The 26,530-nt window shown below is 64.0% G+C and carries 27 protein-coding genes; 15 read left to right on the plus strand and 12 right to left on the minus strand.

Translation table 11 applies throughout. The annotated features are described in order from the left end of the window. Window positions 1-17: 17 nt before the first annotated feature. The 5 genes from AQ12_RS20165 to AQ12_RS20185 form a co-directional block, all read right to left on the minus strand. Entirely contained in the window at window positions 18-1,244 is a 1,227-nt protein-coding gene (locus tag AQ12_RS20165) for a M20 aminoacylase family protein (RefSeq protein ID WP_048441758.1), read from the minus strand. Continuing rightward, entirely contained in the window at window positions 1,244-2,224 is a 981-nt protein-coding gene (locus AQ12_RS20170; RefSeq protein ID WP_048441759.1) for an ABC transporter permease, read from the minus strand. Before AQ12_RS20170 ends, AQ12_RS20165 begins: the two co-directional genes overlap by 1 nt. A gap of 150 nt (window positions 2,225-2,374) precedes the next feature. Further along, the gene (locus tag AQ12_RS20175) at window positions 2,375-3,952 is read right to left on the minus strand and encodes an ABC transporter substrate-binding protein (protein ID WP_048441760.1); all 1,578 of its coding nucleotides are present in this window, start codon (window positions 3,950-3,952) and stop codon (window positions 2,375-2,377) included. Between the two features lie 81 nt (window positions 3,953-4,033). Next, the gene (locus AQ12_RS20180) at window positions 4,034-4,759 is read right to left on the minus strand and encodes a DUF3047 domain-containing protein (protein ID WP_369799041.1); all 726 of its coding nucleotides are present in this window, start codon (window positions 4,757-4,759) and stop codon (window positions 4,034-4,036) included. A gap of 231 nt (window positions 4,760-4,990) precedes the next feature. Then, window positions 4,991-6,049, minus strand: coding sequence for a porin (locus tag AQ12_RS20185; RefSeq protein WP_048441762.1), 1,059 nt, complete (start codon window positions 6,047-6,049; stop codon window positions 4,991-4,993). A gap of 341 nt (window positions 6,050-6,390) precedes the next feature. On the opposite strand from AQ12_RS20185, the gene coq7 reads away from it, so the two are divergent. Continuing rightward, entirely contained in the window at window positions 6,391-7,008 is a 618-nt protein-coding gene (gene coq7 / locus AQ12_RS20190; RefSeq protein ID WP_048441763.1) for a 2-polyprenyl-3-methyl-6-methoxy-1,4-benzoquinone monooxygenase, read from the plus strand. A gap of 32 nt (window positions 7,009-7,040) precedes the next feature. Here coq7 and AQ12_RS20195 read toward each other — a convergent pair whose 3' ends face one another. Beyond that, window positions 7,041-7,490, minus strand: a complete 450-nt coding sequence (locus AQ12_RS20195; RefSeq protein ID WP_048441764.1) for an OsmC family protein — start codon at window positions 7,488-7,490, stop codon at window positions 7,041-7,043. A gap of 237 nt (window positions 7,491-7,727) precedes the next feature. On the opposite strand from AQ12_RS20195, the gene ilvA reads away from it, so the two are divergent. The 3 genes from ilvA (at window position 7,728) to AQ12_RS20210 (ending at window position 10,703) form a co-directional block, all read left to right on the plus strand. Further along, a complete protein-coding gene (gene ilvA, locus AQ12_RS20200) occupies window positions 7,728-9,272 on the plus strand; it encodes a threonine ammonia-lyase, biosynthetic (protein WP_048441765.1) in 1,545 nt (514 codons plus the stop codon). 110 nt (window positions 9,273-9,382) lie between these two features. Next, window positions 9,383-9,922: a hypothetical protein gene (locus tag AQ12_RS20205; protein WP_048441766.1), complete on the plus strand. Its 540-nt coding sequence runs from the start codon at window positions 9,383-9,385 to the stop codon at window positions 9,920-9,922. Window positions 9,923-9,944: 22 nt separating this feature from the next. After that, the gene (locus tag AQ12_RS20210) at window positions 9,945-10,703 is read left to right on the plus strand and encodes an adenosylcobinamide-GDP ribazoletransferase (RefSeq protein WP_053076820.1); all 759 of its coding nucleotides are present in this window, start codon (window positions 9,945-9,947) and stop codon (window positions 10,701-10,703) included. 5 nt (window positions 10,704-10,708) lie between these two features. On the opposite strand, the gene AQ12_RS20215 is transcribed toward AQ12_RS20210, so the two are convergent. Then, window positions 10,709-11,140, minus strand: a complete 432-nt coding sequence (locus AQ12_RS20215; RefSeq protein WP_238587780.1) for a type II secretion system protein N — start codon at window positions 11,138-11,140, stop codon at window positions 10,709-10,711. Between the two features lie 48 nt (window positions 11,141-11,188). Here AQ12_RS20215 and gspG point away from each other — a divergent pair, with 48 nt between their 5' ends. The 10 genes from gspG to gspE are packed head-to-tail and all read left to right on the plus strand — an operon-like array spanning window position 11,189 to window position 20,168. After that, window positions 11,189-11,629 (plus strand): type II secretion system major pseudopilin GspG, encoded by a 441-nt coding sequence (gene gspG / locus AQ12_RS20220; protein WP_048441768.1) that lies wholly within the window; start codon window positions 11,189-11,191, stop codon window positions 11,627-11,629. Then, entirely contained in the window at window positions 11,604-12,059 is a 456-nt protein-coding gene (locus AQ12_RS20225) for a Tfp pilus assembly protein FimT/FimU (protein ID WP_048441769.1), read from the plus strand. Before gspG ends, AQ12_RS20225 begins: the two co-directional genes overlap by 26 nt. Before the next feature lie 6 nt (window positions 12,060-12,065). Beyond that, on the plus strand, window positions 12,066-12,431 hold the full coding sequence (gene gspI / locus AQ12_RS20230; protein WP_048441770.1) for a type II secretion system minor pseudopilin GspI: 366 nt from the start codon (window positions 12,066-12,068) through the stop codon (window positions 12,429-12,431). After that, window positions 12,431-13,114, plus strand: coding sequence for a type II secretion system protein J (locus AQ12_RS20235; RefSeq protein ID WP_048441771.1), 684 nt, complete (start codon window positions 12,431-12,433; stop codon window positions 13,112-13,114). The genes gspI and AQ12_RS20235 overlap by 1 nt, the downstream gene beginning before the upstream one ends. Then, on the plus strand, window positions 13,111-14,124 hold the full coding sequence (gene gspK, locus AQ12_RS20240; RefSeq protein ID WP_238587781.1) for a type II secretion system minor pseudopilin GspK: 1,014 nt from the start codon (window positions 13,111-13,113) through the stop codon (window positions 14,122-14,124). Before AQ12_RS20235 ends, gspK begins: the two co-directional genes overlap by 4 nt. Window positions 14,125-14,168: 44 nt before the next feature. Beyond that, window positions 14,169-15,377, plus strand: a complete 1,209-nt coding sequence (gspL, locus tag AQ12_RS20245) for a type II secretion system protein GspL (RefSeq protein WP_048441773.1) — start codon at window positions 14,169-14,171, stop codon at window positions 15,375-15,377. Further along, window positions 15,374-15,856, plus strand: a complete 483-nt coding sequence (gene gspM, locus AQ12_RS20250) for a type II secretion system protein GspM (RefSeq protein WP_048441774.1) — start codon at window positions 15,374-15,376, stop codon at window positions 15,854-15,856. The genes gspL and gspM overlap by 4 nt, the downstream gene beginning before the upstream one ends. Before the next feature lie 24 nt (window positions 15,857-15,880). Further along, window positions 15,881-16,675 (plus strand): type II secretion system protein N, encoded by a 795-nt coding sequence (gspN, locus tag AQ12_RS20255; RefSeq protein WP_048441775.1) that lies wholly within the window; start codon window positions 15,881-15,883, stop codon window positions 16,673-16,675. Between the two features lies 1 nt (window position 16,676). Continuing rightward, complete coding sequence (gspD, locus tag AQ12_RS20260) at window positions 16,677-18,752, plus strand: type II secretion system secretin GspD (RefSeq protein ID WP_048441776.1); 2,076 nt, start codon at window positions 16,677-16,679, stop codon at window positions 18,750-18,752. A gap of 3 nt (window positions 18,753-18,755) precedes the next feature. Beyond that, entirely contained in the window at window positions 18,756-20,168 is a 1,413-nt protein-coding gene (gene gspE, locus AQ12_RS20265) for a type II secretion system ATPase GspE (RefSeq protein ID WP_048441777.1), read from the plus strand. Window positions 20,169-20,233: 65 nt separating this feature from the next. Here the strand turns inward: gspE and AQ12_RS20270 are convergent, their stop codons facing one another. Further along, complete coding sequence (locus tag AQ12_RS20270; protein ID WP_048441778.1) at window positions 20,234-20,425, minus strand: hypothetical protein; 192 nt, start codon at window positions 20,423-20,425, stop codon at window positions 20,234-20,236. 215 nt (window positions 20,426-20,640) lie between these two features. Here AQ12_RS20270 and AQ12_RS22295 point away from each other — a divergent pair, with 215 nt between their 5' ends. Next, on the plus strand, window positions 20,641-21,543 hold the full coding sequence (locus AQ12_RS22295; protein WP_053076821.1) for a calcium-binding protein: 903 nt from the start codon (window positions 20,641-20,643) through the stop codon (window positions 21,541-21,543). On the opposite strand, the gene AQ12_RS20280 is transcribed toward AQ12_RS22295, so the two are convergent. From AQ12_RS20280 to AQ12_RS20295, 4 genes are all read right to left on the minus strand, one after another. Continuing rightward, complete coding sequence (locus tag AQ12_RS20280) at window positions 21,540-22,973, minus strand: NAD(P)-binding protein (protein ID WP_048441779.1); 1,434 nt, start codon at window positions 22,971-22,973, stop codon at window positions 21,540-21,542. The two genes, AQ12_RS22295 and AQ12_RS20280, sit on opposite strands and share 4 nt — an antisense overlap. A gap of 33 nt (window positions 22,974-23,006) precedes the next feature. Continuing rightward, window positions 23,007-23,579, minus strand: coding sequence for a hypothetical protein (locus AQ12_RS20285; protein ID WP_152682880.1), 573 nt, complete (start codon window positions 23,577-23,579; stop codon window positions 23,007-23,009). A 17-nt stretch (window positions 23,580-23,596) separates the two neighbouring features. After that, window positions 23,597-25,564, minus strand: coding sequence for a S8 family serine peptidase (locus AQ12_RS20290; protein ID WP_053076822.1), 1,968 nt, complete (start codon window positions 25,562-25,564; stop codon window positions 23,597-23,599). A gap of 127 nt (window positions 25,565-25,691) precedes the next feature. Continuing rightward, a complete protein-coding gene (locus AQ12_RS20295) occupies window positions 25,692-26,366 on the minus strand; it encodes a type 1 glutamine amidotransferase domain-containing protein (protein ID WP_048441781.1) in 675 nt (224 codons plus the stop codon). Between the last annotated feature and the right edge of the window lie 164 nt (window positions 26,367-26,530).

Raw genomic sequence — 26,530 nt, forward strand, 5'->3', positions numbered from 1 at the left:
AGGAAAGGTTTATGAAATCAGTTGGTGCCGAGCGGCAGCGATTGCTCCACCAGGCTCGCATGCAGCGCCGAGCCCAAAGGCAGGATGTCGTCGTTGAAATCGTAGCGGGCGTTGTGCAACATGCAGCTGCCTTCGCCACCCTGCCCGATGCGCAGGTAAGCGCCGGGCTTGACCTGCAACATGAACGAAAAATCTTCAGCGCCCATGCTGGGCTCCATGTCGCGCACGACGTGTTCAGCGCCGACCAGCGCCTGCGCGACGTCTGCCGCGAACATCGCTTCGCGCGCGGAGTTGATCGTCGCCGGATAGACGCGTTCGTAGGTGACTGTTGCCGTTGCACCGAAACCGAGCGCGACAGCGCTGCACAGCTCGTTGAGGCGCCGCTCTATCAATGCCTGCACATCCGGGTTGAATGTGCGGATGGTGCCGACGATGCGTGCCTTGCCCGGGATCACGCTCATCGCGTGCAGGTCGCCCGCTTCGATGGCGCACAGGCTGACGACGGCGCCGTCGATGGGGCGCACGTTGCGCGACACGATGCTCTGGGCCGCTGTGATGATGTGCGCGGCCACCAGCACCGGATCGACCGCGAGATAGGGATGCGCGCCGTGGCCGCCTCTGCCCGTGATCTCGATGGTCACCTTGTCGGCTGAGGCCATCATCGCGCCATCGTTGGTGCCGATGTAGCCGGGCTTCATGCCGGGCCAGTTGTGCATGGCATAGACCGACTGCACGGGGAACCGCTCGAACAGGCCGTCTTCGATCATCGCCTTCGCGCCTGCAAAACCCTCTTCACCCGGCTGGAAGATCAGGACGGCCGTGCCATCGAAGTTACGTGTCTCTGCAAGGTAGCGTGCCGCGCCGACCAGCATGGTGACGTGACCGTCATGGCCGCAGCCGTGCATCATTCCGGTCTTGGCTGACTTCCAGGGCACTTCTTTCTGGTCGGTCATGGTGAGTGCGTCCATGTCGGCGCGAACGCCGACCATCGCGCCGCGCGTATCGGTGCGGCCCTTGATGATTCCCACGACGCCCGTCTTGCCGATACCCGCATGAATCTCATCGACGCCGCACAGCTTGAGCGCTTCCTGCACGCGCCGCGCGGTGTAGACCTCTTCGAATCCGAGTTCAGGATGCGCGTGCAGATCGCGGCGCAGCGCGGTGAGCTCCGGGTGGAACTGCGAGATGTGCGCGAACGGGCGTCCGTTGGCCTGCAGTCGATGGTGCATGACGGGAGCCAGCATCAATGTCCTCCGGACTTGCCCACGCGAAGACGCGGGTCAACCGCAAAATAAAGCAGGTCCACCACCAGGTTGATGACGACAAAAATCAGCGCGATCAGGCACAGATAGGCAGCCATCACCGGGATGTCGGCAAACGTCACGGCCTGGATGAATAGCAAGCCCATGCCCGGCCACTGGAAGACGGTCTCGGTGATGATGGCAAACGCAATGAGGCCGCCCAGCTGCAGGCCCGTGATGGTCATCACCGGCACCAGCGTGTTCTTCAGTGCGTGACCGAAATGGATCGCGCGGTTGGACAAGCCGCGTGCACGCGCGAACTTGATGTAGTCGGTGCGAAGCACTTCGAGCATCTCGGCCCTGACCAACCGCATGATGAGCGTGAGCTGGAAGATCGCCAGCGTCACTGCGGGAAGCACGATGTGATGCCAGCCTTTGGCTTTGAGCAGGCCGGTCGTCCACCAGCCTATTTGCACCGTTTCGCCCCGACCGAAGCTTGGGAACCAGCCCAGGTTCACCGCGAAAACCAGGATCAGCAAGATGCCGATCAGGAAGGTAGGAAGCGACACGCCCACCAGCGACAGCGTCATGAACACCTGGCTGAGGAACGTACCGCGGCGCAGCGCCGCGTACACGCCCATCGGGATGCCGATCACCAACGCCATCAGCGCAGCGATCATCGCAAGTTCCAGCGTGGCAGGGAAACGCTCGGCGATCAGTCGTGAGACCTTGGCGCCCTGACGCAGGCTCAGGCCGAACTCGCCCTGTGCGGCATTGAGCAGGAAGTGCCAGAACTGCACGAAGAACGGCTTGTCCAGACCTAGGTCGGCACGCAGTTCGCGGATTTGCTGGGGGGTCGCGTCCTGGCCCAGCAGGAACACGACAGGGTCGCCCACATACTGGAAAAGCAGGAACGCAATGAATGCAACCGCGACCATGACGATCACGGCCTGGATCAGGCGGCGCAGGATAAAGGCGAACATGCAGGCGAAGAACGAGACTTGAAGCGCTATGCAGAAGCGATTGGCGATGCTAGCAGAGCAAGAGCCGCGCCGACCTCCGGGATTTCCTTCAGGCTTAAACAAATATGGGCAGCCAGGGCCGCCCATATTCGTTTCAGGCGCGCAACTTGATCAATTCACCTTGATCAGGCGCCAGTCGAGCCGATTGTCGGCACGGTGCGTCACATCGACACTCCTTTTCATCGCCCACGGGATGATCTGGTTGTGCAACGGGAGGTGCGACACCGTGTCGTTGGACAACTGCAGGCCCTCGGTGAGGAAGCGATTGCGCACGGGCAGGTCGGTTTCGGCCTTGATGCGGTCCACCACGACGTCCATGCGGTCGTTCTTGTAGCGGCCGACGTTGTAATTGCCATCGCCGCCCGTGCCGACGCTGCGGGTGAGCGATTGCAGGCTGTAAAGCGCATCGAAGGTTGGGACGCCCCAGCCCAGCATGTAGATGCTGGCTTCATAGCGCTGGATCATCGGGAAGTAAGTGACCAGAGGCAGCGTGCGCAACTTGGCCTTGACGCCCACCTTCGCCCACATCGCAGTGACCGCCTGGCAGATTTCCTCGTCGTTGATGTAGCGGTTGTTGGGGCACGCGAAATCAACTTCGAAGCCCTGGGGATAGCCTGCCTCAGCCAGCAGCTTCCTGGACGCTTCCGGATCGAACGGCAGGCGCTTGTGAACGGCCTCGGTCCATCCCGCCACCTGCGGCGCGACGAGCGTGCCCGTAGGCTGCGACAGTCCGCGCATGACGACCTTGTTCAGGTTATCGCTGTCGATCGCCTGATAGAGCGCGCGACGCACCTTCACATCTTTCAGCGGGTTCTTGCCTTTGACGTTCGAGCCCGGCAGTTCGTCGCGGAACTGGTCCATGCCGAAGAAGATCGTGCGGTTCTCGACGCCGTCCATCACCTTGAGATTGGGGCTCGCGCGCAGCCTTGCGAGATCCTGCGGGCTCGGGTCCAGCACGAAATCGACTTCGCCCGACAACAACGCTGCGATGCGTGTGGCCTCCGACTTGATCGGGGTATAGATGATCTCGGTGACATTGCTGGCATTGCTGCCCCAGTAGTTGGGGTTCTTCACCAACACCAGCTTCTGGTCCGGTTGCCACTCCTTGACCATGTACTGGCCGGTGCCCATCGCATTGCGATGCGAAAACGTTTCGTCCTTGGTGCGGATATCCTTCGGCTCGACCGACCGGTTCTTTTCGGCCCAGGCCTTGCTCATGATGCGCAGCTCGGTCAGCTGGTTGATCAGCACCGGGTTCGGGCTCTTCATCATGAAGTCGACCGTGTTGTCGTTGACCTTGACCACGCGATCGATGCCCTGCGTGTAAACCGTGTAGTTCGACGTCTTTGACATCGCGCGGTTGATCGAATAGATCACATCCTCGGCGGTCAGCGGTGAGCCGTCGCTGAACTTCACACCGGTGCGCAGCGTGAAACGCATCTGGGTCGGGCTGAGTTCGCGCCACGCAGTTGCGAGCTGCGGCTCTGCCTTGAATGTCTGGCTGTTGTAGTAAACGAGCGAATCGTAGATGGCAGCGTGAACCCCGTTGCCCAAAGCGTTGTTCTGGGAATGGATATCGAGCGTGGGGATGTCGCTGGCGCTGGACCATTTGAACGGCTTGGCGTGAACGGCAGGCGCCGCCATCGCTGCAAAAGCCGCCATGGCGAGCAATGCGTGCGTGAGTTTCATGGAACCCTCTTTGGAGATTTGAACGAACGCAGACTATGCACAGCCGCACTGAACCGGTCAAAAGGGGTTTCCCGAAATCCCCTATTGAATGGCGGGCCGAATGGAGGGCCGAATGGAGGGCCGTCCGACTCGCACCGGTCCGTACCAGGCTTGCACGGTGCTGCGCGTGTTGTCGGTGTCGGTCATGATTCCGATGCCGACGAGGGCGCCGGGGGATTCGCCGAAAGCACGACGAAAATCAGCAGCGATGTCCCGTTCGTAATCGAGCCACTTGCCAAGCTTGAGCGCACCAGATTCGACAACGATCTTTCGAATTCGGTCGGTACGCGGACTCGACAGCACCGTGCCCGGCACTCGCTTGTTGCACCACACGTACATCAACGTCGCGTAAGGCATTTCTTCGCCTGTGAGCGTGCGGGAGAGCTCGGAAAGCAGGGCGTTGCGTTGGGAGAATTTCGACCGATCGCCTTCAAACGCGAGGACGATTCGAACGGGTGAATCGTCAGCATCGCGCGAGAGCATGTCAGCGCCCTCTATCAACTCGGGCACTTGCCAGGAAAACCGGACATTGCCCAGATCGGTGGGTTCAATGCGCACGGTCTTGCGCATCATGCTGACCGAGGAATTGGCGGTCACGGCCACCGCCTCTCGACCATCTTTTCGCATGTATCCGAACCTGGTGGCAGTCTTTCCAGGGAATTTGAGGTGCTGCCAACCGGAAGTTGCTGCCGCAGGCGCGGGGACTGGAGCGTTGAAAGATGCCTGTGCCCACGGACTGACGTCGATTCGCTGGGCATCAGTCTCAATTGGCCCCGTAGCGCAACTTGCGAGCGCGAGGCAGGCCATTCCCGCTGACAAACGACGGCAGACACCCAACTTCATCATGACCCCAACTTCCTCATTTGGCTGCGAGATTAACTTGCTGCGAGATTGCGCCAAGAGGGCAATCCCCATAAAAAAAGCCGCCCGAGGGCGGCTTTTCAAGTTTCTTCTGTTTATCCATGCTGGCCAACTGCGTGAAGCAGGGCCAGCTGGTCATCAGAATGCGTGACGGATACCGAAGTCGTAACCGCTGGACGAACCGTTGACCGTGGTCACCGAGCCGTTCAGAGCGGCAGCTGCGCCGCCGCTGTTCTTCACACGAGCGTACGTGGTGTACAGAGCCGTGCGCTTGGACAGGTTGTGGACATAGCCGAGGGCGAGCTTGCGGCTCGACGGGCTGCCAGCAGCGTCGGTGCTGTAACGCGAGTAAGCAGCGCGGATTTCGCCAGCGCCAACCGGGAACAAACCACCCAGCAGCCAGCCGCGGCCATCAAGCGCGCCGTTCTGGTCGCGGGAGATGTGGGCCATGACCTTGCCAACGCCGAAGTCGTACTGAGCACCAATGTTGCTCTGACGAACGTCGCCAGCAGCGTAGTCGGTGCGGCTCAGAGCGAGTGCAACGTTCAGCGGGCCAGCAGCGTAGCCGAGGCGAACGCCAGTGCCAGTGCCGTCGCCGGAGGTGACGGCGCCGCTGTTGTTCTCACCACGGTAGTGCTGGAGCTGGCCGTAGAAGCCGCCCAGGTTACCCGGCAGGAAGTAGCCGATGCTGTTCGAAGCACGAACGGCGGTAACGCCGGTGATGATCGAATTCAGGGTCTGGGTGGTGCCAACGCCGTTCGTGCCGAACGGATCGAACACGGTCAGGTTCCAGAATTGCGGGGTGTAGTCACGGCCCAAACGCAGTTCACCCCAGCCGCCAGCAAGGCTGACCGTGGAACGGCGATTGAACGTGAGGCCTTGGCCGCCAGCGTTTGCAGCAGCTGCGCCGCCGGCTTGGTTGTTCGAGTTGCTGCCAGCGCCAGTGCCATTGTCATTGGTCAGGCCAGCTTCGAGCCAGAAGGAAGCGGACATGCCGCCGCCGAGGTCTTCAGTGCCGCGGAAGCCCAGACGCGAGCTGTTGTAGCCCGAGTTGGTCAGTTGGGTCTTGTTGGACACCGAGCCACGACCGAATGCCAGGGTCGCGTCAACGATACCGAACAGCGTCACGGACGATTGGGCAGAAGCCGAGCCAGCAGCAGCAGCCAGCACAGCCAGAGCAATCAGGGACTTTTTCATTTGCAAGTTTCTCCAAGGTTAAACAGAGGGCTCCGGTGAAGGGGGTCACGAAATGCAGGCACTTATGTGCTCCCGCCGGATCCCCGGGCCAACCTCCTTTTGGAAGGTTGTCGTTATTGCACCAGACCGGCCTTTCTTCCGCAAAGTATTTAGGGCTCGCAATGCCGTTTCGTTGCACGCGGACAACACAACGCGCTTACCAAGTGGACCGTACGCAACACCCCTCAAATTTGTTTCGGATTACGAAATAAGGCCTCCCCCATTTGCGGGGGTTGCGGGCTCGCGCGTTCGCAATGCGCCGGCGCACCCTGCGCGGCCCGAAGGCCACGTAAACTGTGTTGATGGATTCACTTATCGGCGCTGCCGACAGCGCCTTGCGAACCTTGTTCGCCAAGCCTCGTGCGTTACGGGCATGCCCGGTGGTCGCTGGAGACGAAACGCACCTCACAAACCAGGAGCGGCGCCTTTCCGGGGCGCTCATGCGAGTCAATCACGTGGGCGAAGTCTGCGCGCAGGCGCTCTACACGGCGCAGGCGCTGTCCACGTCCGATCCGGCGCTGAAAAAGCAGCTTGAAGCCGCCGCCCAGGAAGAGACCGATCACCTGGCATGGACCGCCGAGCGGCTGGAAGAGTTGGGCGACCGCCCCTCCCTGCTGAACCCGCTCTGGTATGCCGGCGCCTTCACGCTTGGCCTCGTGGCGGGGCGGTTGGGCGACCGGCGCAGCCTTGGGTTTGTGGTTGAGACAGAGCGGCAGGTTGAGCGTCACCTGCAAAGCCATCTGGAGCGCCTTCCGGCCGGAGACCACGCCTCCCGCGCGATCGTCGCCCAGATGAAATCCGACGAGGTCGCCCATGCGCAGCAGGCACTTGCCGCTGGTGCGATGGAGTTGCCTTCGCCGGCAAAGGCGCTGATGGGTGCCGCTGCTCGGGTCATGACCACTACCGCGCATTTCATCTGACGGCTCCCCGCTTCGTCGTCAGATGGGGTCGTTCAGGCCTCGTGCACTTCGAAGCTCGTCGTCACTTCTGCCGTGTGCGCAAGCATCGCGGTTGCAGAGCAATACTTGTGGTGACTGAGTTCGACCGCACGCGCCACCGCATCGCCCGGTATCGCCTTGCCGGTCACCGTGAAGTGCATGTGGATCTTGGTGAAAACCTTGGGGTCTATCGGCGCGCGCTCTGAGGTCAGCTTGACGGTACAGCCGCGCACGTCGTGCCGACCCCGCTTGAGGATCAGGACGACGTCATACGCGGTGCATCCGCCCGTGCCTGCCAGAACGGTCTCCATCGGCCGGGCGGCCAGATTCTGCCCACCGTTTTCCGGTCGTGCCGCATCCGGCGCACCATCCATGAGCAATACATGCCCGCTACCGGTCTCGGCGAGAAATCCCATGCCGGATTTCGCGCCCGTCGCACCAGTCCAGCTCACTGTGCATTCCATCTGTTTGTTCCTGTCGCTTGAATGAAACGGCGGGTGCTGCATTGCAGCAAATCCCGGGCTATACTGGTTTCGCAGCATAACGATTTTGTTGTGCCACCGTTGCGGCTGCACCTGTGCGTATCGCCGCAACCTCGCAAGTTGTCTCCTCCACCTTCCCTGGTGGATTTAGCCCCCGGTACGCAAGGACCGGGGGCTTTTTTCTTGGCGCTCACTCGCCGCCGTATCATCTTTGGCTCCATGAAGAAGCACCTCGCCCCAGCCGACTACCTCAAGAAAATCCTCACAGCCAAGGTCTACGACGTGGCAGTCGAGTCAGCCCTGGAGCCTGCCAGGGCACTAGGCAGGCGACTGCACAACAAGGTGCTTCTCAAGCGCGAAGACCAGCAGGCCGTGTTCAGTTTCAAGCTGCGCGGCGCGTACAACAAGATGGCGCAACTGAGCGCTGAGCAACTCAAGCGCGGTGTCATCTGCGCGTCTGCAGGCAATCACGCACAGGGCGTCGCCATGTCGGCCCACCGGCTGGGCTCGCGCGCCGTGATCGTGATGCCGACGACGACGCCCCAGCTCAAGATCGATGGCGTGAAAACGCTGGGCGGTGAAGTCGTCCTGCATGGCGAGAGTTATTCCGACGCGCATCAACATGCAGTCGAGCTCGAAAAGGCCCAAGGCCTGACCTTCGTGCATCCGTTCGATGACCCGGACGTGATCGCAGGCCAGGGCACCATCGCGATGGAAATCCTGCGCCAGCACCAGGGGCCGCTTGACGCTGTGTTTGTCGCCATCGGCGGCGGTGGCCTCATCTCGGGCGTGGCGAACTACATCAAGGCCGTCCGCCCCGAGATCAAGGTGATCGGCGTCCAGATGAACGACTCCGATGCAATGATGCAGTCGGTCGCCGCAAAAAAGCGCGTGACGCTGCAGGATGTCGGCTTGTTCTCCGACGGCACTGCGGTCAAGCTGGTCGGCGAGGAAACATTTCGCATCGCGCGCGACCTGGTGGACGAGTACATCACGGTGGACACCGACGCTGTGTGCGCCGCCATCAAGGACATCTTCATCGACACCCGCAGCATCGTCGAACCGGCGGGCGCGCTTGCAGTGGCAGCCATCAAGCAATACGTGGCGACGAACAAGACGCGCGGCGAAACCTACGCTGCGATCCTGTGCGGCGCCAACATGAACTTCGACCGCTTGCGCTTCGTGGCGGAGCGGGCGGAAGTCGGCGAAGAGCGCGAAGCCCTTTTCGCCGTGACCATTCCCGAAGAGCGCGGCAGCTTCAGGCGCTTTTGCGAGGTGATCGGCGAACTGCCGGGCGGTCCGCGAAACGTCACGGAGTTCAACTACCGCATCAGCGGCTCGGCACAGGCGCATGTGTTCGTCGGCCTCACGACCCACGGCAAGGGCGAATCGTCGCGTATTGCCGCCAACTTCGGTCGCCACGGATTCGAGGCGCTCGACCTGACCCACGACGAACTGGCCAAGGAGCACATCCGCCACATGGTTGGCGGTCATTCATCGCTGGCGCAGGAAGAACGACTGCTGCGTTTTGTGTTCCCCGAACGGCCGGGGGCACTCATGAAGTTCCTGTCCCACATGCGCCCCGGCTGGAACATCACGCTTTTTCACTACCGCAACCAGGGCGCGGACTACGGACGCATTCTTGTCGGGCTCCAGGTTCCCAAGGGGGATAACAAGGCGTTCACTGCTTTTCTCAACACACTGGGCTACCCATTCGTCGAGGAAACCGACAACCCCGTGTACCGCTTGTTTCTGAAGTCCTAATCACTTTGTAGGACGTCGCTGCCGTTACCAATTGCAACGTCTGCCAGTGTTGGGTAGCATGCAAGCCCCGAACCAGGACGAAGACCATGAAGTATCTTTACGTAATTTTGATGAGTGTATTTCTGGCCGCTTGCGGCGGCGGGGGCGGAGATAACGCGCCTGTCGATGAACTGGCCGCCAACCCGGCGCTGCTCAACTCGAACAACCAGACCGTGCGGATGGACCGCACAGGTACCTATGCGATGGAAGTCACCGGCGCCAACAACGTCGTCACCATCGCGACGAAAAACAAGCTCACGCGCCTCACGCTCACCGGCACACTCAACCGCCTGGTCGTTGAGACACTCGCTGAGATCGGCATCATCGACGTGCCCGGCGCAAACAACACCGTGGTGCTCCAGAACAACGTGATCGTCAACGACTTGCGCGTGACGGGTGCCAATTCGGTCGCGACCATTGGTGCCGCAACGCGCGTCGACCGCCTCCTGGTCTCGGGCAGCAACACCATTGTCACCATAGAAGCCCTGACTTCAACAGTGCCGGCAATCACGCTGTCGGGCAGCAACATCACAGTACGCATGCCGATCGGCTTCAAGGCGACGACGACCGTCACGAACACCGGTTCGAACAATCTCATCATCGAGTACTGACGCGGCTGGTTACGATGCGCAGGTGAAATACCTGAGCCCTTACCTCGCAGCCGTCCACCACTTCACGGGCCTGCCGATCGCTGCCGGGCTGAAGCATTCAGCAGGGTTGGATGGCGAGCTGCCCCAGGCCCGGGCGGAACACTATCCCGGAGTCGGGTGGCTCGTGGGCCTCGCAGCCTGCGTGGTGTTTGCGGTGTTTGGCGTGGCACTCCACGCCAGTGCATTCACGCCGCTGGTCGCTGCACTGGCGTGCCTGGCGGCCACCATGGCCATCACCCACACCCTGCACGAGCAGGCGTGGGCCAGCCTGTTTGATGAGGGCAAGCCAGGGCCGCCGACGCGCCCGATCCTGGCGCTGGTCATGGGAGTCATCGCCCGCCTGGCATTGCTTGCCGTCCTGGCCGCACACTCGCCCGCTGCCGTCCTGGCTGCCTTGTTTGCAGGGCATGTGGTCTCGCGCTTTTGGCCGCTGGTGCTTCTTCGGACACTTGCGTGGTCAACAGCTGATGCAGCGAACGATTCATTGCCGCTGAACAATGGCATCGACAACCGGGCGCTCGGAATCGCTGTTGCCTGGTGCCTCGTTCCAATCGGGCTGGTGGCCTGGTCGCAGGGCGCCGCATTTGCAGTTGCGGGTGTGCTCATGAGCGGGCTGGCCCTGCTGGGCCTGAGGCAATGGGTGTCCAGGTCTGGACGGGGTCTCGACCGAACCAGTTTCTTTGCCAGCCAGCTGGTTTGCGAAATCGGCTTTTATGTCGGCGCGGCAGCCGGACTGCGCTAGTCGCATCAACGGCGCAGCGGCAACTCCAGCGTCACGAGTACCGGACCATCGACGCGTGCAGCGAGCTGCGCCTTGCGCTTGTCGACAAACTTGAGCACCACGCCGTCGTCCACGGCTGCCCCGATTCGAAACGGCCGGGCGGGCTTTCCGTCCACGGCAATCAACGCCGCGCCTTCATTGCCGGGGCTGGCCACGACGCCGAGCAGAGCGAAACGACTGGCCATGCTCGCCACCGGGGCCGCGGTCGCGAATACGGGAGCCGAACCCAGCAGTCGGGCTACCGCAACCGGATCGGCTGTCGGTGTCGCACGAACCACGGGGGCCACGGGCACCGGCGCGGGCCGGGCCGACAGCTTCAGCCCCCAATACACAGCCGTTGCCGCGACCAGCGCCCAGACGACGAAGGTCGCTCCTGCTACGGTCCATCTGCTGTGCATGTTGCTCACCATGCGGCGATTATCATTGAAGCGAATCGACCCACACCCATGAAGCATTACCCCACCAAGCTCCTGCGCCTGCGCGCCGCCGGTTTCACCCTGATCGAACTGATGGTGGTCCTCGTGATCATCGGCGTGCTTGCGGCCCTGATCGTGCCCAACGTCCTGGACCGCGCCGACGACGCACGATCCACCGCAGCGCGCACTGACGTCAACAACGTCATGCAGGCACTCAAGCTCTATCGCCTGGACAACCAGCGCTATCCCACCAGCGAACAGGGCCTGGAGGCGCTGGTCAACAAGCCAACCGTCGGCCCCGCCGCGCCGAACTGGCGCCGTTACCTGGAGAAGCTCCCCAGTGACCCGTGGGGCCGTCCGTACCAGTACCTCAACCCCGGCATCAAGGGCGAGATCGACGTGATGTCCTTCGGCGCCGACGGCCAATCCGGCGGCGAGGGCAAGAATGCGGACGTCGGCTCCTGGCAGTAGCCACGTTCGCCGGCAGGGATTCACCCTGCTGGAAATGCTCATCGTCATCGCCATCGTCGCGATTGCAAGCGCTGGCGTGAGCTTTGCGATACGCGACTCGCAATCGACCCAGCTCGAACGCGAGGCACAGCGGCTCGCGTCCCTGCTCGAATCCGCACGCGCCCAATCGCGCAGCAGTGGCGTGGCCGTGCGCTGGTACGCGGTCGATGGCGGCTTTCACTTCGACGGCGTGCCGCCCAGGACAATGCCCGAAAGCTGGCTCGTGGAGACCACGCACGTACGCGGCACCGCAACCCTGATCCTGGGCCCCGAACCCATCATCGGGAAGCAGTCGGTCACGCTGGGTTCGAGTGCAGCGCCGGACCGCAGCCTGCGCATCTCCACCGACGGCCTGCGCCCGTTCGCAGTCAGCGCCGATGCCGCGCCCTGACCGCCAATGAAGCGCAGCACCGGCTTCACGCTGATCGAGATCCTGGTGGCGCTCGCCATCGTTGCGATCGCGCTGGCGGCCGGCCTGCAGTCGACCACCGCGCTCACCAACAACGCCATGCGCCAGTCAAGCGTGCTGCTCGCACACATCTGCGCCGAAAACGAACTGGTCAAGACGCGCCTTGCACGCCAGATGCCGGACATCGGCGAGTCGACCATGACCTGCGAGCAGGCCAATCGCACGTTCGGGGTGACGATCTCGGTCCTGCCAACGCCCAACCCGAGTTTTCGCCGTGTCGATGCGCAGGTCTTCGACGACAACGAAAGCAAGTCGCCGGTGCTGCGTCTTTCAACCGTGGTGGGACGGTACTGATGCGCCAGCGCGGATTCACCCTGGTCGAACTGCTCGTGGCGCTCTTTGCGATGGCGCTGCTGGCCGTCATGAGCTGGCGCGGCCTGGACGGCATGGCGCGTGCACAGGAACAGACCGAGTCCCGCTCTGCCGACGTGCTGACCCTGCAGGTGGGCCTGGCCCAATGGGCGGCAGACCTGGACGCACTCATCGAAGTCCCGCAGGCCCCGGCGCTCGAATGGAATGGCCGCGTGCTGCGCCTCACGCGGCGTGGCACCAGCTCGCCCGTCGACGGCGTGCTGGTCGTGGGATGGACACGTCGCGTCGTCAATGGCAACGGCACATGGCTGCGCTGGCAGTCGCCACAGGTCACAACGCGCGGCGATCTGCAGGAAGCATGGCTCAAGGCTGACCAGTGGTCGCAAAATCCCGCCAGCGACGACATCGCGCGCGAAGTCGCGGTGACTCCGCTGCAGGACTGGCAGATCTTTTTCTTTCGCGAAAACGCCTGGACCAATCCGCAATCCAGCGCCGCGACGACGCAGCCGCCATCCGGGATGGCTCTGGCGCCTTCGCCCGCGACGCCGGTCGCGGCAGTGCCCGATGCGGTGCGGCTGGTCGTGACCTTGCCAGAGGGCCAGGCCTTGAGCGGCACCATCACGCGCGACTGGGTGCGTCCGACGCTCGGAAGGCCGCAACCGTGAAGCGAAGCATCCCCCTGCGATCGACGCTTGCACAACGCGGCGCCGCACTGCTGATGGCGATGCTGACGGTCGCCCTGGTTGCCACCTTCGCCACGGCCGCCCTCTGGCAGCAATGGCGCAGCGTCGAAGTTGAGACGGCCGAGCGCGCGCGCGTGCAATCGACCTGGATCCTCACGGGCGCGCTGGACTGGGCGCGCCTGCTGCTGCGCGAGGACGCCCGACCCAACGGCAGCAAGGTCGACCACCTCGCCGAGCCTTGGGCCGTGCCACTGCAGGAAGCACGCCTGTCGAGCTTTCTCGCAGCCGACAAGAACAACACCGCAGACACCGGTCCCGAGGTGATGGAGGCATTTCTCTCTGGCCAGATCATCGACCAGCAATCGCTGCTGAACGTGAACAACCTGGTCGTGGGCGGAAAAGTCTCCGTCCCCGACCTGGAAAGCTTCGTGCGCCTGTTCGAACTGCTGGGCCTGCAGCGCGCCGAGCTGGACAAAATGGCTGAGAACCTGCGCTTTGCCACCGATGCGGCCGAGAACAACCGCACGGCCATCCCGCAAGCGCCCATCAAGCCGCAAAAGATCGAGCAGCTCGCCTGGCTCGGCCTTTCACCGGCAACCATTTCGGCGATACAGCCCTACGTCACCCTGCTGCCCGCGCATGTGCCGGTCAACCTCAACACGGCGAGCGCCGAGGTGATCTACGCGGTCTCGCCGCGCCTGTCGATGGCCGAAGCGCAACAACTCGTCTCCGCGCGCGAACAGGCGCACTTCAAGAACGTGAGTGCCGCATCCGACCTGCTCGGCGGATCGGAGAAGCTGCCCGACAGCGAAACGGTGGATGTGAAAACCCAGTTCTTCGAGGTGCGATCGCGCCTTCGACTGGAAAACCTGGTGGTCGAGGAGCGTGCCGTTCTGCAGCGACCCCCCAACACGTTCGAGGTCAGTGTGGTTCTGCGTGAACGTGGCATCACGAACCCCACCGCGCTCTCGCAACTGGTGCCCAAACGCTGACGCGCGCCCGGGCGGCCTCGACCTTCCTACAATCTGACCCACTCATGAGCGCCCTCGTCGTCTTCCTTCCAACGCACCCGGTCACGGCATCCACCGAATTCGATTTCGCGGTGACCACCGACGGCACCACGGTTTCGGATCACGGCACTGCCGCCGCCGCCCTGTTGCCTTCCGCCACGCGGGCCGGTGTCGAGGTGGTCGCCCTGGTGCCCGCATCCATGCTCTCCTGGCATCGGGTGGATCTGCCCAAAGGCGTGGCCGCTGCGCCGCAGCGCCTGCGCGCCGTACTGGAGGGCCTGCTCGAAGACCAGCTGCTCGACGAGCCCGAAGCCCTGCACTTTGCATTGCAGCCGCAATCGCGCGGTACAGGACCCCAATGGGTAGCCACCTGCGACAGGGTGTGGCTGCGCGCGGCCGTTCATGCGCTCGAAGCCGCAGGCCGCCCCGCCACGCGCATCGTTCCCGAATTCGCTCCGGAAGGCGAGCCTGCGCTCTACGCGCTGGGCGACCCAGAGCAGCCGATGCTTGTGGTCGCCGGCGACGATGGCGTCACGACCTTGCCGCTGTCGTCGCAGGCGCTGGGCCTCTTGCCATCGCTGCCCGAGGGTACGCCTTGCATCGCCGAGCCCGCCGTTGCGGCCATCGCCGAACAGGTCTTGCAGCGCCAACCCGTGCTGCGCCATCCGGCCGAACGCTGGCTGCAATCGGCGCGCTCGTCCTGGGATCTCGCGCAACTCGAATTTTCCAGCTCGGGGCGCGCACGCGCAATCAAGAAGCTGGGCACGGCCTGGGCCGACCTGCTCGCAGCACCTCAATGGAAGCCGGCGCGCTGGGGCGCGATTCTGGTGGTGGTGATCAACCTCGTGGGCCTGAATGCATGGGCCTGGCGTGAGCGTTCTGCCCTTGACGACAAACGCGTTGCGATACGCACCACACTCACCTCGACCTTTCCCCAGGTCAAGACCGTGGTCGATGCGCCGCTCCAGATGGAGCGCGAAGTGGCGACGCTTCGCCAGGCGACCGGTGCCACCTCGGGAAGCGACATGGAAGCCATGCTGGGCCTGCTCAGCACCGCAGTACCCGCGCAGACCACACTGACCGGACTCGAATTCGCCAACGGCGAGCTGCGCGCAAAGGGCCTGGCCGCCCCGCCTGCCGACGCAGCCAGCATCGTCGCCAACCTCAAGAGCCAGGGCTACACCGCAGCCATGCAAGGCGACACACTGGTCATGAGCCTGGGGGCCGTACGATGAGCAGGGCAGAGTTCATTCGCCAACGCTGGGCCGCCTTTGCGCCTCGCGAACAATTTCTGGTCGGCTCTGCAGTTGTCATCGTCGCCGCTGCCCTGTTCTGGCTGGTCGCCATCGGCCCCGCGCTGACCACACTGCGCAGCGCTGAATTGCAGCGCCGAACGCTCGACGCGCAGTTGCAGACGATGCGCGGATTGCAGGCGCAGGCCCAGGCCATGCAGGCCCAGCCCCGGCAGAGCTACGACGAGGCATCGCGCCTGCTGGAGCTGTCGGTGCGCCAGCAACTGGGTGCCTCGGCCCGCATGCAGATCCAGGGCGAACGCGTCACGCTGACGCTCACGGGCACCTCGCCGGACGCTCTGGCCAAGTGGCTGACGCAGGCACGAGTCAACGCGCGCGCGCTGCCCAGCGAAGCCCGGCTCAATCGCAACGCTGCCGGCCAGTGGGAGGGCACGCTGGTGGTGACCCTGCCGCCGCGCTGAGCCGCCCGGGTCCCTGAAGTCGCCGTGCCGCGCGCCGCATCCTATCTAGCGCCCCGTGGATCGTGGGGCTGGGCAGCCGGCGGGGCCGCGCTGGGGCTGATCTTCGCCTTGCTGTGGTTCGCCCCGGCTCGCTGGCTTTCGAGCGCGGTGCAAAGCGCAACCGAAGGACGCGTCGTGCTCAGCGACCCGCGCGGCACCGTCTGGACCGGCTCCGCGCAATTGATCCTCACCGGCGGCGCGGGCAGCACCGATGCACTCGCCCTGCCGACCCGGCTCGACTGGCGGATATCCCCGCGCTGGAACGGCATTGCCGCGCGGCTCGAATCGGCCTGCTGCACGACCGCCCCGCTCGCCCTGCGCATCGCCCCTCGCTGGGGCGGCATGCGGATCGCGGTCCAAGACGGCGGCGCGCAGCTGCCTGCTGCCCTGCTGGCGGGTCTGGGGACGCCCTGGAACACGTTACAGCTGGAAGGCGAACTGCAACTGGCCACGCAGGGGCTTTCAGTAGAATGGGTTGAAGGCCGCCTGTCCATTGCGGGACGGGCCGAACTCAGGGCGCAGCGGCTGTCGTCGCGCCTGTCCACCTTGAGGCCCATGGGCAGCTATCGCATCACCATCCTGGGCGGCGACACGCCGGCCCTGACCCTTGAAACCCTGGAAGGCGCGTTGCAGCTGAACGGGGCCGGCCAATGGGTCGGTTCGAGGCTGAGATTCACCGGCACCGCCAGCGCAGCGCCAGACCGCGAAGATGCCCTGGCCAACCTGCTGAACATCATCGGACGGCGCACGGGCGCGCGATCCATCATCACTTTGGGATGACATGAATCAACGACTGGCTCTACTGACTTTGGCCTTCGCGATGGCGATCGGCGCACCTGCCTTCGCCCAGGCGCAGCGCTCGCGCGAACCGGTCACGCTTAATTTCGTCAACGCCGACATCGAGGCGGTGGCGCGCACCATGGCAGCCATCACCGGCCGCAACATCGTGGTCGATCCGCGCGTGAAGGGCACGATCAACCTGTCGACCGATCGCCCGGTTGCGCCGGCTGTCGCCTACAACCAGTTCCTTGCTGCGGTACGGCTCTCAGGATTCACCATTGTCGAATCGGGCGGCCTGCTCAAGCTCGTGCCCGAAGCCGACGCCAAGCTGCAGGGCGGCGCGGTGTCCACCGGACCTGTCGCCGGCAACCAGATCGTCACGCAGATTTTTCGCCTGAACTACGAGCCGGCGGCCAACCTGGTGCCCATCCTGCGGCCCCTCATCAGCCCCAACAACACGATCAACGTGAACCCGGGCAACAACTCGCTGGTGATCACCGATTACGCGGACAACCTGCAGCGCATCGGGCGCATCATCGGCGCGCTCGACGTGTCGAACGCGACCGACGTCGAAGTGCTGCCGCTGCGCTACCAGCTCGCTCCCGATCTCGCTCCGGTCGTCCAGCGCCTGGTCGATTCGGGCAGCGCGGGCACGGCGGTCGCCGCAGCGCCCGGGCAGGCGGACACCTCGTTTCGCACCACGGTGATCGCCGAAGTGCGCAGCAACTCGCTGCTGGTGCGCGCATCCAATGCAGCGCGATTGAACCTCGTGCGCTCACTCGTGCAAAAGCTCGACCAGCCCGGATCGCAGAGCCCCACCGGCAACATCTACGTCGTCTACCTGAAGAACGCCGAAGCCGCCAAGCTCGCGGTCACGTTGCGCGCCGCGCTCGCTGCGACGGGCACTTCCGCAGCGACCGGCGCTGGTGGCGCGGTCACGACGATCACGGCCGGTGCGCAAGGCAGCCCCGCCACTGCGCCGATCGCCGCATCCGCGCAACCTTCGACAGGCGGACAGATCCAGGCCGACCCTGCCACCAACTCCCTGATCATCACCGCCGCCGAACCGCAGTACCGCCAGATTCGCGCTGTGATCGACAGGCTCGACGCACGACGTGCGCAGGTGTTCGTTGAAAGCCTGATCGCCGAAGTCAACGCCGACAAGGCAGCCGAGTTCGGCATTCAATGGCAGAACGTTTTCGGCTCGCAAAACAGCAGCAAGCTCGGCGTTCTGGGCACCAACTTCTCGATCGGCGGGCAGAACATCATCTCGCTGCAGCAAGGGGCCGCCACCGGCAATGTTGCACCGTCCGCCGGCATCAACTTCGGCGTGCTGCGCAATGTCAACGGCGCGTTTGTTCTGGCCACACTTGCGCGTTTCCTGGAGAGCAACGGCGACGGCAATATCCTTTCCACGCCCACGCTGCTCACGCTGGACAACGAAGAAGCCAAGATCGTCATCGGCCAGAACGTGCCGTTCGTCACGGGCCAGTACACCAACTCCAACAGCGGCTCCAGCGGCAGCGTCAACCCGTTCCAGACGATCGAGCGCAAGGACGTGGGCCTGACGCTTAGGGTGAAGCCGCAGATCAGCGAAAACGGCACCGTGCGCCTGCAGATCTTCCAGGAAGTCTCCAGCGTGCAGGCTTCTTCGATCAACTCGGCCACCGGCCTCATCACCAACAAGCGCTCGATCGAATCGGCCATCCTGGTGGACGATGGCGCGATCGTCGTGCTCGGCGGCCTGCTGCAGGACGAGTATTCGGGCAACCAGGAAAAGGTGCCTGTGCTGGGCGACGTGCCGGGCATCGGCAACCTGTTCAAGTCCGAAGTGCGCAGCCGCAAGAAGACCAACCTGATGGTGTTCCTGCGGCCTGTCGTGGTTCGCGATGCGGCCGCCAGCGATGCGCTTTCGCTGGACCGCTACGACATGATGCGCGGCAAGCAGGAAGACGCGCAGCCGCGCTCCAGCGTGGCCGTGCCAATCAATGAGGCCCCCGCCCTGCCGCCACTGCAGCGAATTCCCGCCCCCGTTCCACCGGGCAGCGGACCGGCCTTGCCGCCCATCGGAAGGTAAGGCGTGCGCTATCCGCTTCCTTACGCGTTCGCGCGCGGTCACCAGTTGCTGCTGGAAGACGATGGGCAGACGCTGACGCTCTGGCATCCTGCTGCGCCGGCCTCGGCCGCGCTGACCGAAGTGATCCGCAAGTACGGCGTGCGCGCACTGCACCCGCTCGACAGCGGCGCTCTCGCGCAACGCATCAGCGCGGCCTATGCGCAGGGCGAATCAAGCGCGGCCACGGTGGTGAGCGAAGTACAAAACGACGCCGATCTGTCGCGCATGATGCAGGAGCTGCCGGCGGTCGAAGACCTGCTGGAGACCAGCGACGACGCACCCATCATCCGCATGCTCAATGCGCTGCTGACGCAGGCGGCGCGCGACGGCGCAAGCGACATCCACATCGAGCCTTATGAGCGGCATTCGTCCGTGCGCTTTCGGGTGGACGGCACGCTGCGCGAAGTCGTTCAGCCCAATCGCGCACTGCATGCCGCACTCATCTCGCGCCTGAAAATCATGGCCGAACTCGACATCGCAGAAAAGCGCTTGCCGCAAGACGGCCGCATCTCGCTGCGCATCGGCACACGCGCGGTGGATGTGCGCGTTTCCACCTTGCCCAGCGCTCACGGCGAGCGCGCGGTGCTGCGACTGCTGGACAAGAGCGAATCGAAGCTGAGCCTTGAATCGGTCGGCATGACTGGCGACACGCTCACCCGGTTTCTCGAACTGATCACGCAGCCGCACGGAATCATCCTGGTCACCGGCCCCACGGGCTCGGGCAAGACGACAACGCTTTATGCCGCGCTGGGACGCCTGGACGCGGGCAGCAGCAACATCATGACGGTCGAAGACCCGATCGAGTACGAACTGCCCGGCATCGGCCAGACGCAGGTCAACGCCAAGATCGACCTGGACTTTGCCAAGGCCTTGCGCGCAATCCTTCGGCAGGACCCGGACATCATCATGATCGGCGAGATCCGCGATTACGAAACCGCCCAGATCGCCATCCAGGCATCCCTCACCGGTCACCTCGTGTTGGCAACACTGCACACCAACGATGCAGCCAGCGCCGTCAACCGGTTGATCGACATGGGTGTGGAGCCGTTTTTGCTCAGCTCGTCGCTGTTGGGTGTGCTCGCGCAGCGGCTCGTGCGCAAACTCTGCGTTCACTGCCGCGTGCAAGGCGACACGGCGTGGCAACCGCGCGGCTGCGCGGAATGCGGCCAGACCGGCTACCAGGGCCGCACCGGCGTGTTCGAACTCATGATCGCCAACGATGCGATCCGCGCGCAGATTCACAACCGCGCAGCAGAAGCCGACATCCGCGCCGCCGCGCTGTCGGCGGGCATGAAGCTCATGCGCGAGGACGGCGAGCGACTGGTGCGCGAAGGCGTGACGTCGCGCGAAGAGCTGGTCCGCGTGACGCGCGAATGAATGACGTGACGCGCGAATGAGTGACGTGACGCGCGAGTGAATGGCGTGACGCGCGAGTAATTCGGTTACTGCGCGACCCGCTCCGGCAGACCCGGCGTTCCCGGAAGCTCCACCGGCACCACAGGGCGCCCGGTTTCATCTTCAGCCGGCGGAACACCCGGCCTGGGGTCGCCCGGCTGCGGATCAGGATTGCCGATGGGGGGAATCGATTCCGGTGCGGGCACATCCGGATCGCTGCCTCGTGACTGCTGGCTCATGACTTTCTCCTTGAAGTCAATACTAATCGCGCAAGCTGTGAAAACTGGCCTCTTTCCCTTACACGGACTGAACCCGCAAGCCCACGCGCTGCCGATGAGTTCGCCATTAAGGTCGAACCAACTGAAGTCGTACGGCAAGACATGTCGCTCGCAAACCTCTCGCATTCACCGTAAATTGCCGCCCTTCAGCAGGCAGCCGGGAACCGGATACTCATATGCCCAGCTACCGTTTTGGCACACCGCCTTTCACCACCACGACCTTCACTTCCCCCTTTGCAGGCACCGACGACGGTATCAACGCACTGGTCAACAAAGACTTCACCATCAATGGCAACGGCGGCAATGACAAGGTCGTCACCGCTGGTGGCAACGACACCATCACCACCACTTCGGGCAACGACCTGATCAAGGCCGGCGATGGCAACAACACCGTGAACGCAGGCGACGGAACCAACATCGTCAAGTCGGGCACCGGCAATGACACCATCACCACAGGCTCGGGCGTCGACGAGATCGAAGCCGGCGACGGCAACAACACGGTCGATGCCGGTGACGGCACCAACACCGTGACCACCGGCGCAGGCAATGACACGATCACCACAGGCGCAGGCCAGGACCTGATCAAGGCCGGCAGCGGCGACGACATCATCACTGCGGGTGCCGGCGCGGACCGGATCGTCGCAGGATCAGGCGACGACAGTGTCAATGCGGGCGAAGGCAACGACTGGATCAATGCGGGCGGCGGCACCGACTCGCTGATCGGTGGCGGCGGGCATGACACATTCGCCTACCGTTCATTGGCCGACGCTGTCACCGGCGCCGACACGATCTCCGACTTCAACACGTCCAATCCGGGCCTGGAAGGCGAAGGCGACATCCTGCACTTCAACGGCCTGGTCAACGACTTCACCAACGCACCCAGCGCAACCACGCTGGCCAAGCTGGTGGCGAGCGGTCACCTGAGCTTCAGCGGTGACAGCGAGACCACGGTGATCAGTTTCGACAGCAACGGCGACGCCGCTGGCGGCCAGTTCGGCACGCTGGTGACGCTGGTCGGCGTTGCATTCACCACCGAAGGCGATGCGGTGATTGCGTTCAACGACAACGTGCTCGTCTAGGCAGACTGAGTCGCGGTGGCGGCTTGCCCTGTCTCTGACAGCCGGTCAAAGTTGGCCATCGCCGCTGCGCCATTCGTGCGCAGCCGCACCAGGATCTCCTGCTTTTGCGCATCGGTCCGGTCGAGCTCGGCCACCATTTTTCCGAACGCGTCGAGGCGGCACGAGCGCATCCACTGGCGCAACTGCTTGTCCTGCGACCACTGGAATGAATTCATCATGCTCACCTTCGAGGCGAGGGCATAACCGGCCAGGTCCTTCGGAAACGGCACGGGTTCGCACAGCAGGTTCTTGCGCGCCTCGTCGCCGCCGTGCACTTCGACGTACGCAGTGAGCGAAGCGCTCAACACCACCAGCGGCGCACGCAGCAACTGGACAACGATCTTCTCGCCCTGGAACACGGGCGAGTTCTGACGGGCCTGGACGGCCGAGGCCGTGCAGTCCACGTACAGCGTATCGGGGTCCATATCGATGCGACCCTGCTCCAGCACCATCGCATCGCGCTCCAGGGCCAGCACACGGCCCTTGCGAATCACCTGGGTGATCGTGCGCAGCAGCTCCACTTCACCGGTGGAGATCGTCGCGTAATGAAACATCGTGGGCTTTTGCGCCGGGTCGATGCGCAGCATCTGCCCCAGCGCCTCCAGCCGCAAAAAGAGGTCGTCGATCGACTCCGCCTCGCCGAACGCGGCCAGCTTGTCAGCCTCGCCGCCGATGCTGTCATTGAAGAACTCCAGTCCGGGCTGCGTGTGCAGGCGGTTTTGCAGCCACGAGTCACGCGGCACCACCCACTGGATAGACGTTGGCGATGCGCCGTTGCGCAGCAACCAGACGGCAGCGTCCATCGCTGTCTTGCCGGCACCCAGGATGCAGAACTTCTGCGGCACCGTACGACCTGCGAGCTGCAACCACAACTGCGGCAGCGCGTTGGGCGGCACCCGGCGCACACCTGGGGCGACCGCAAAGCCAGGGGTGTGCGTCGCGGGAATGTCAGGTGCGAAGTGGCTGGCATCCACCGTCTTGCGGCGCACCGTGACATCGGTTTGCGCCCCGGACAAGAGGGAAACGATGCGCCCTTCACCGGTGTAGTTGCTCATCGGGAAGTAGCTGACGCGTCCGCTGGGCAGAAACCTCTGGTGCATCAGCTTGCTGTAGTAGGTATTGATCTCCGGCCCGCTCGCCATTTCATACAGACCGCTGTTGGGACCGCTGTCGTCCTTGCGGCGGCTGCCCAGTTCAGTGGAATTGACACCGTAATAGGCCGATGGCTGGTGCAGCGAGACAAAGGGGTACGCGTCGAGCCAGTGGCCGCCCGGTGCGCTTCGCCGATCAACGATGGTGATGTGCGCGTCGCTCTCGTCGAGCAAGGTATCGGCGAAGGCCATGCCCACCGCTCCGCTGCCGATGATCAGGTAATCGGTTTCCGTTTGCATAGTCACCCCTTGTTCGGTGCGCCTGGGCGCCGCCTACTTTGCGCTGGTTTGCATCCACCAGTTCGGACTCGCCGCCAGTACGTCGCCCGATTCGAAAATGACATTGGCCGCCTGCAGCGATGCCGCTCCCGGCAGCGTGTCGATGCGAAACCAGTTCTTGCCGAAGTCCATCGCACGGGCTTTGGCGAAGCCGCGCGCTGCGACCCAGGCATCGACCTGCTCGCGGGTCCAGTCCGGCTTGAACTTGACCAGCACGCCTCCGGGCAACGCCATCAAACGGCCGCTGGCGGCCTGGCCCCGGACGAACACCGGCGTCAACGAACTGGTGGCGCCAGCATCGGGCGTATTCAAGGGCGACGCTGGCATCCGGTAGATGCGCACGACGCTGTCGCCTGCCACGCGGCTCACCCCTGGGGCGAGAGACGCCTGCGGACCGCTTGCGGTCCCGGCGAAGTCTGCGGCGAGATAAGGCACCTGGCTGATCGTGACCTTGCGTGCGCCGTCGTAGTAGTAGCTGGCGCCATCAGCCATGGCAGTGCCTGTTGCAAGCACGGCGAGCGATGCGCACAGGGACCGAAGAATCTGGGAAAAACGGGATGTAGTCATGGTGGGTCTCCGGTGCTTCAGTACCCGTAGGCCTTGATGGACCATGCGGTCAAGGTGCTGGCGCTGGCCTGGTCGCCGATGCGCAGCGTCCAGGTGCCATCGGCCGGCTCACCCATCAGCCGCACGACACCGAAGCGAAACCCGCCCTGCAACGCATTGCCGCATGGCACCGTGGTCGGATTGTTCGAGTCGCTCGTGTCCTTGCACTGGTGCACCGCGCTCAATGTGCTCACCGTTCCCGAAGGACTCGTGAGCGTGATGTCCAGCGTGCCGAAGTCAGCCGCCGTGGCATCGACCGTGACATCGAGGAATTCCAGCTTGCTGATGCCCGAGCCTCCCAGCACCACGGTGCTGGCCAGCGGGACCGCGATGGACCCGATCTGCGCAGGCGTCGCCTGGTTTGCCACCACCGTCTTTTGCGCCGGAAGGTTCACCCACGTGCGAGCAGTCGCCACTGCGGCAGAGGCATCGGCGGCCCCGAACCCGTACTCATGATTGACGCCCAGACCCGCGCCATTGGTCACCCAGCCCGGATTCGTCGGATCGTTCTTGCGCGCGGTCGTGGCCAGGATCGCGCGAACATCACGCCAGCCCAGTGCAGGATTCATCTCCAGCATCAGCGCAGTGATGCCTGCGACCTCTGGCGTGGCCGCCGACGTGCCGTTGATGCAGCGCGTGTAGTTGGGAATGCCCGCATAGTCGTTGTAGGCGTCTGCCGTCTTGGAGCCCGTGCCATTGTTGTAACCGGCATCGCCCATGATGTCGGCCGAAGTCACCGCATGGGTGTCGCAGAACTCGCCGCCGTATCCCATCACCAGGATGTTGGAGCCCGGCTCGGAGTACGACGACCGCTTGCCCTGGTCATTGAGCGCGCCGATCGCCAGCACACCCTGGTAGTTGGCCTGCCCGTCGTGGTCCGAGCGATCGGCGGCTGCGCCGTTGCCACCTGCCCAGGTATAGACCACGCCCTTGCCGCCGCGTCCAGTCGTGATGCCGGTATCGATGGCGTCGCGCCAGGCCTGGCTTGCCGGGTGAGCCATGCCGGTGCCATCGGGCGCGCCGTAACTGTTGGTGTAGATGTGGTTGTCGGCCAGGTCCTTGACGACAGCGCCGGCCCCGAACTGGTCCATGCTGGCGGCCAGCAGGTTGTAGCCGACCATGCTCGCGTTGAAGGCCACGCCGGTGACGCCGATGCCGTTCTGCCCACGCGCGGCCGCCAACGCCCCGCACGATGTGCCGTGGCTGCCAGTGGTTGACGATGGATCGCCGTAGGCGTCGACGCGGTAGTCCCAGCTCTTGCCGGCAATGACGCGGAAATCCTCGTGATTGACGTCCAGCCCATCGTCCACCACGGCGATGCGGATGCCGGCGCCGGTGACGTGGTTCCAGGCCATCGTCACGCGCAGGTCCTCGCCTGCAAGACCGGGCACGCCGTTGAACCCGGCCTGCCCTGTGTTTTGCAAATGCCACTGCTCGCCGAACAAGGGATCGTTCGGGATCAGCGGACCCAGGGGAGCACCGCCGCCGACACTCACCAGGCCGGTCGCGCTCAAAACCACATTGGTGTAGGTGGTGCCCGCCACCAGCAACTCAGGCAGGGTGATCTGGTAGGTCGCCGGGTCATAGGCGTTGTAGCTGGTCCTGGGTGTATCGAGACCGCCTGCCAGCACCTGCCCCCAGGTGACCACCACGTCGGTGTAGCGCATGTCGCCCACGACGATGCTGCCCATGGTCACGCGGTCGGGCGTTGCCAGGTCGAGCGTTGTGGGAGGAAGGACGGTGGGGGTAGGCGCTGTGGTCGTCGCCAGGGGCCTGGCAAGGGGACCGGCCGCCCTCGCGAGTGCTTGCGCCGAGAGCGGCCCACCGGTGGCTGCGACGGGTGGGGCGGGTGCTGCGAACTCATCGCCACCGCCGCAGGCAACGAGCACCGCTGCCGCGAGCACGCCAAGAAAATGTCCAGAAAACGCAGATCCAGGCAGGCGCATTGCAGCTCCGTTGACCTCAAGTTCATCGGCACTCGACCGACATTGAAATCAAGTTCGGCGGCGGACGCGAACTGCTGCGTCGGGGTGGACGTTATCACCGCAAACGCACCGACGCAATAATTTCGTTCTACAACTGCGCGAGCACAGCGTGCGCAGCGGACTCTGACGATGCAGGGTTCTGGCCGGTGATCAGCTTGCCGTCGGTGACGACGTGCGGCTGCCAGTCGGGGCCCTTGCTGTACTTGCCGCCGTTTTCGACGAGCATGTCTTCCACCAGGAACGGCACGATCTTCGTGAGTTGCGCGGCCTCTTCTTCGGTGTTCGTGAAGCCGGTGACCTGCTTGCCCTTCACGAGTGGCGAGCCGTCTTTGGCGCGGACGCGGCGCAACACCCCCGGCGCGTGGCAGACGGCAGACACGGTCTTGCCTGCGGCGGCCATCGATTCGATCAGCGCGATCGAATCGGCGTCTTCGGCCAGGTCCCACAGCGGACCATGCCCGCCCGGATAGAACACGGCGTCGAAGTCGTCGCCCGACACATCGCGCAACATCCGGGTGCTCGACAGTGCGGCCTGCGCAGCGGCGTCGGACTTGAAGCGGCGGGTCGCATCGGTCTGTGCGTCGGGCGCGTCGCTCTTGGGGTCGAGCGGCGGCTGGCCGCCCTTGGGGGAAGCGAGCGTGACCTGCGCGCCTGCGTCCTTGAACACGTAATACGGAGCGGCAAATTCTTCGAGCCAGAAGCCGGTCTTCTTGCCCGTGTCGCCGAGCTGGTCGTGCGAGGTCAGCACCATCAGAATTTTCATGGGATGTTTCCTTGTTGGGTTATTGCAGTGAACCCATCACGATAGGACGGCGGTCGCGGGGCGACCAGCGCCGCAGGCTCAAGTTGGTGTCGGACGAAGCCACCAGCCCTGGCAGCCTACTTATTCGGCCGCACCCACTTGCTCAGAGGCACCAGCGCCACGCA

This window comes from Caenimonas sp. SL110 (assembly GCF_001044395.1).
Taxonomy (GTDB): domain Bacteria; phylum Pseudomonadota; class Gammaproteobacteria; order Burkholderiales; family Burkholderiaceae_C; genus Ramlibacter.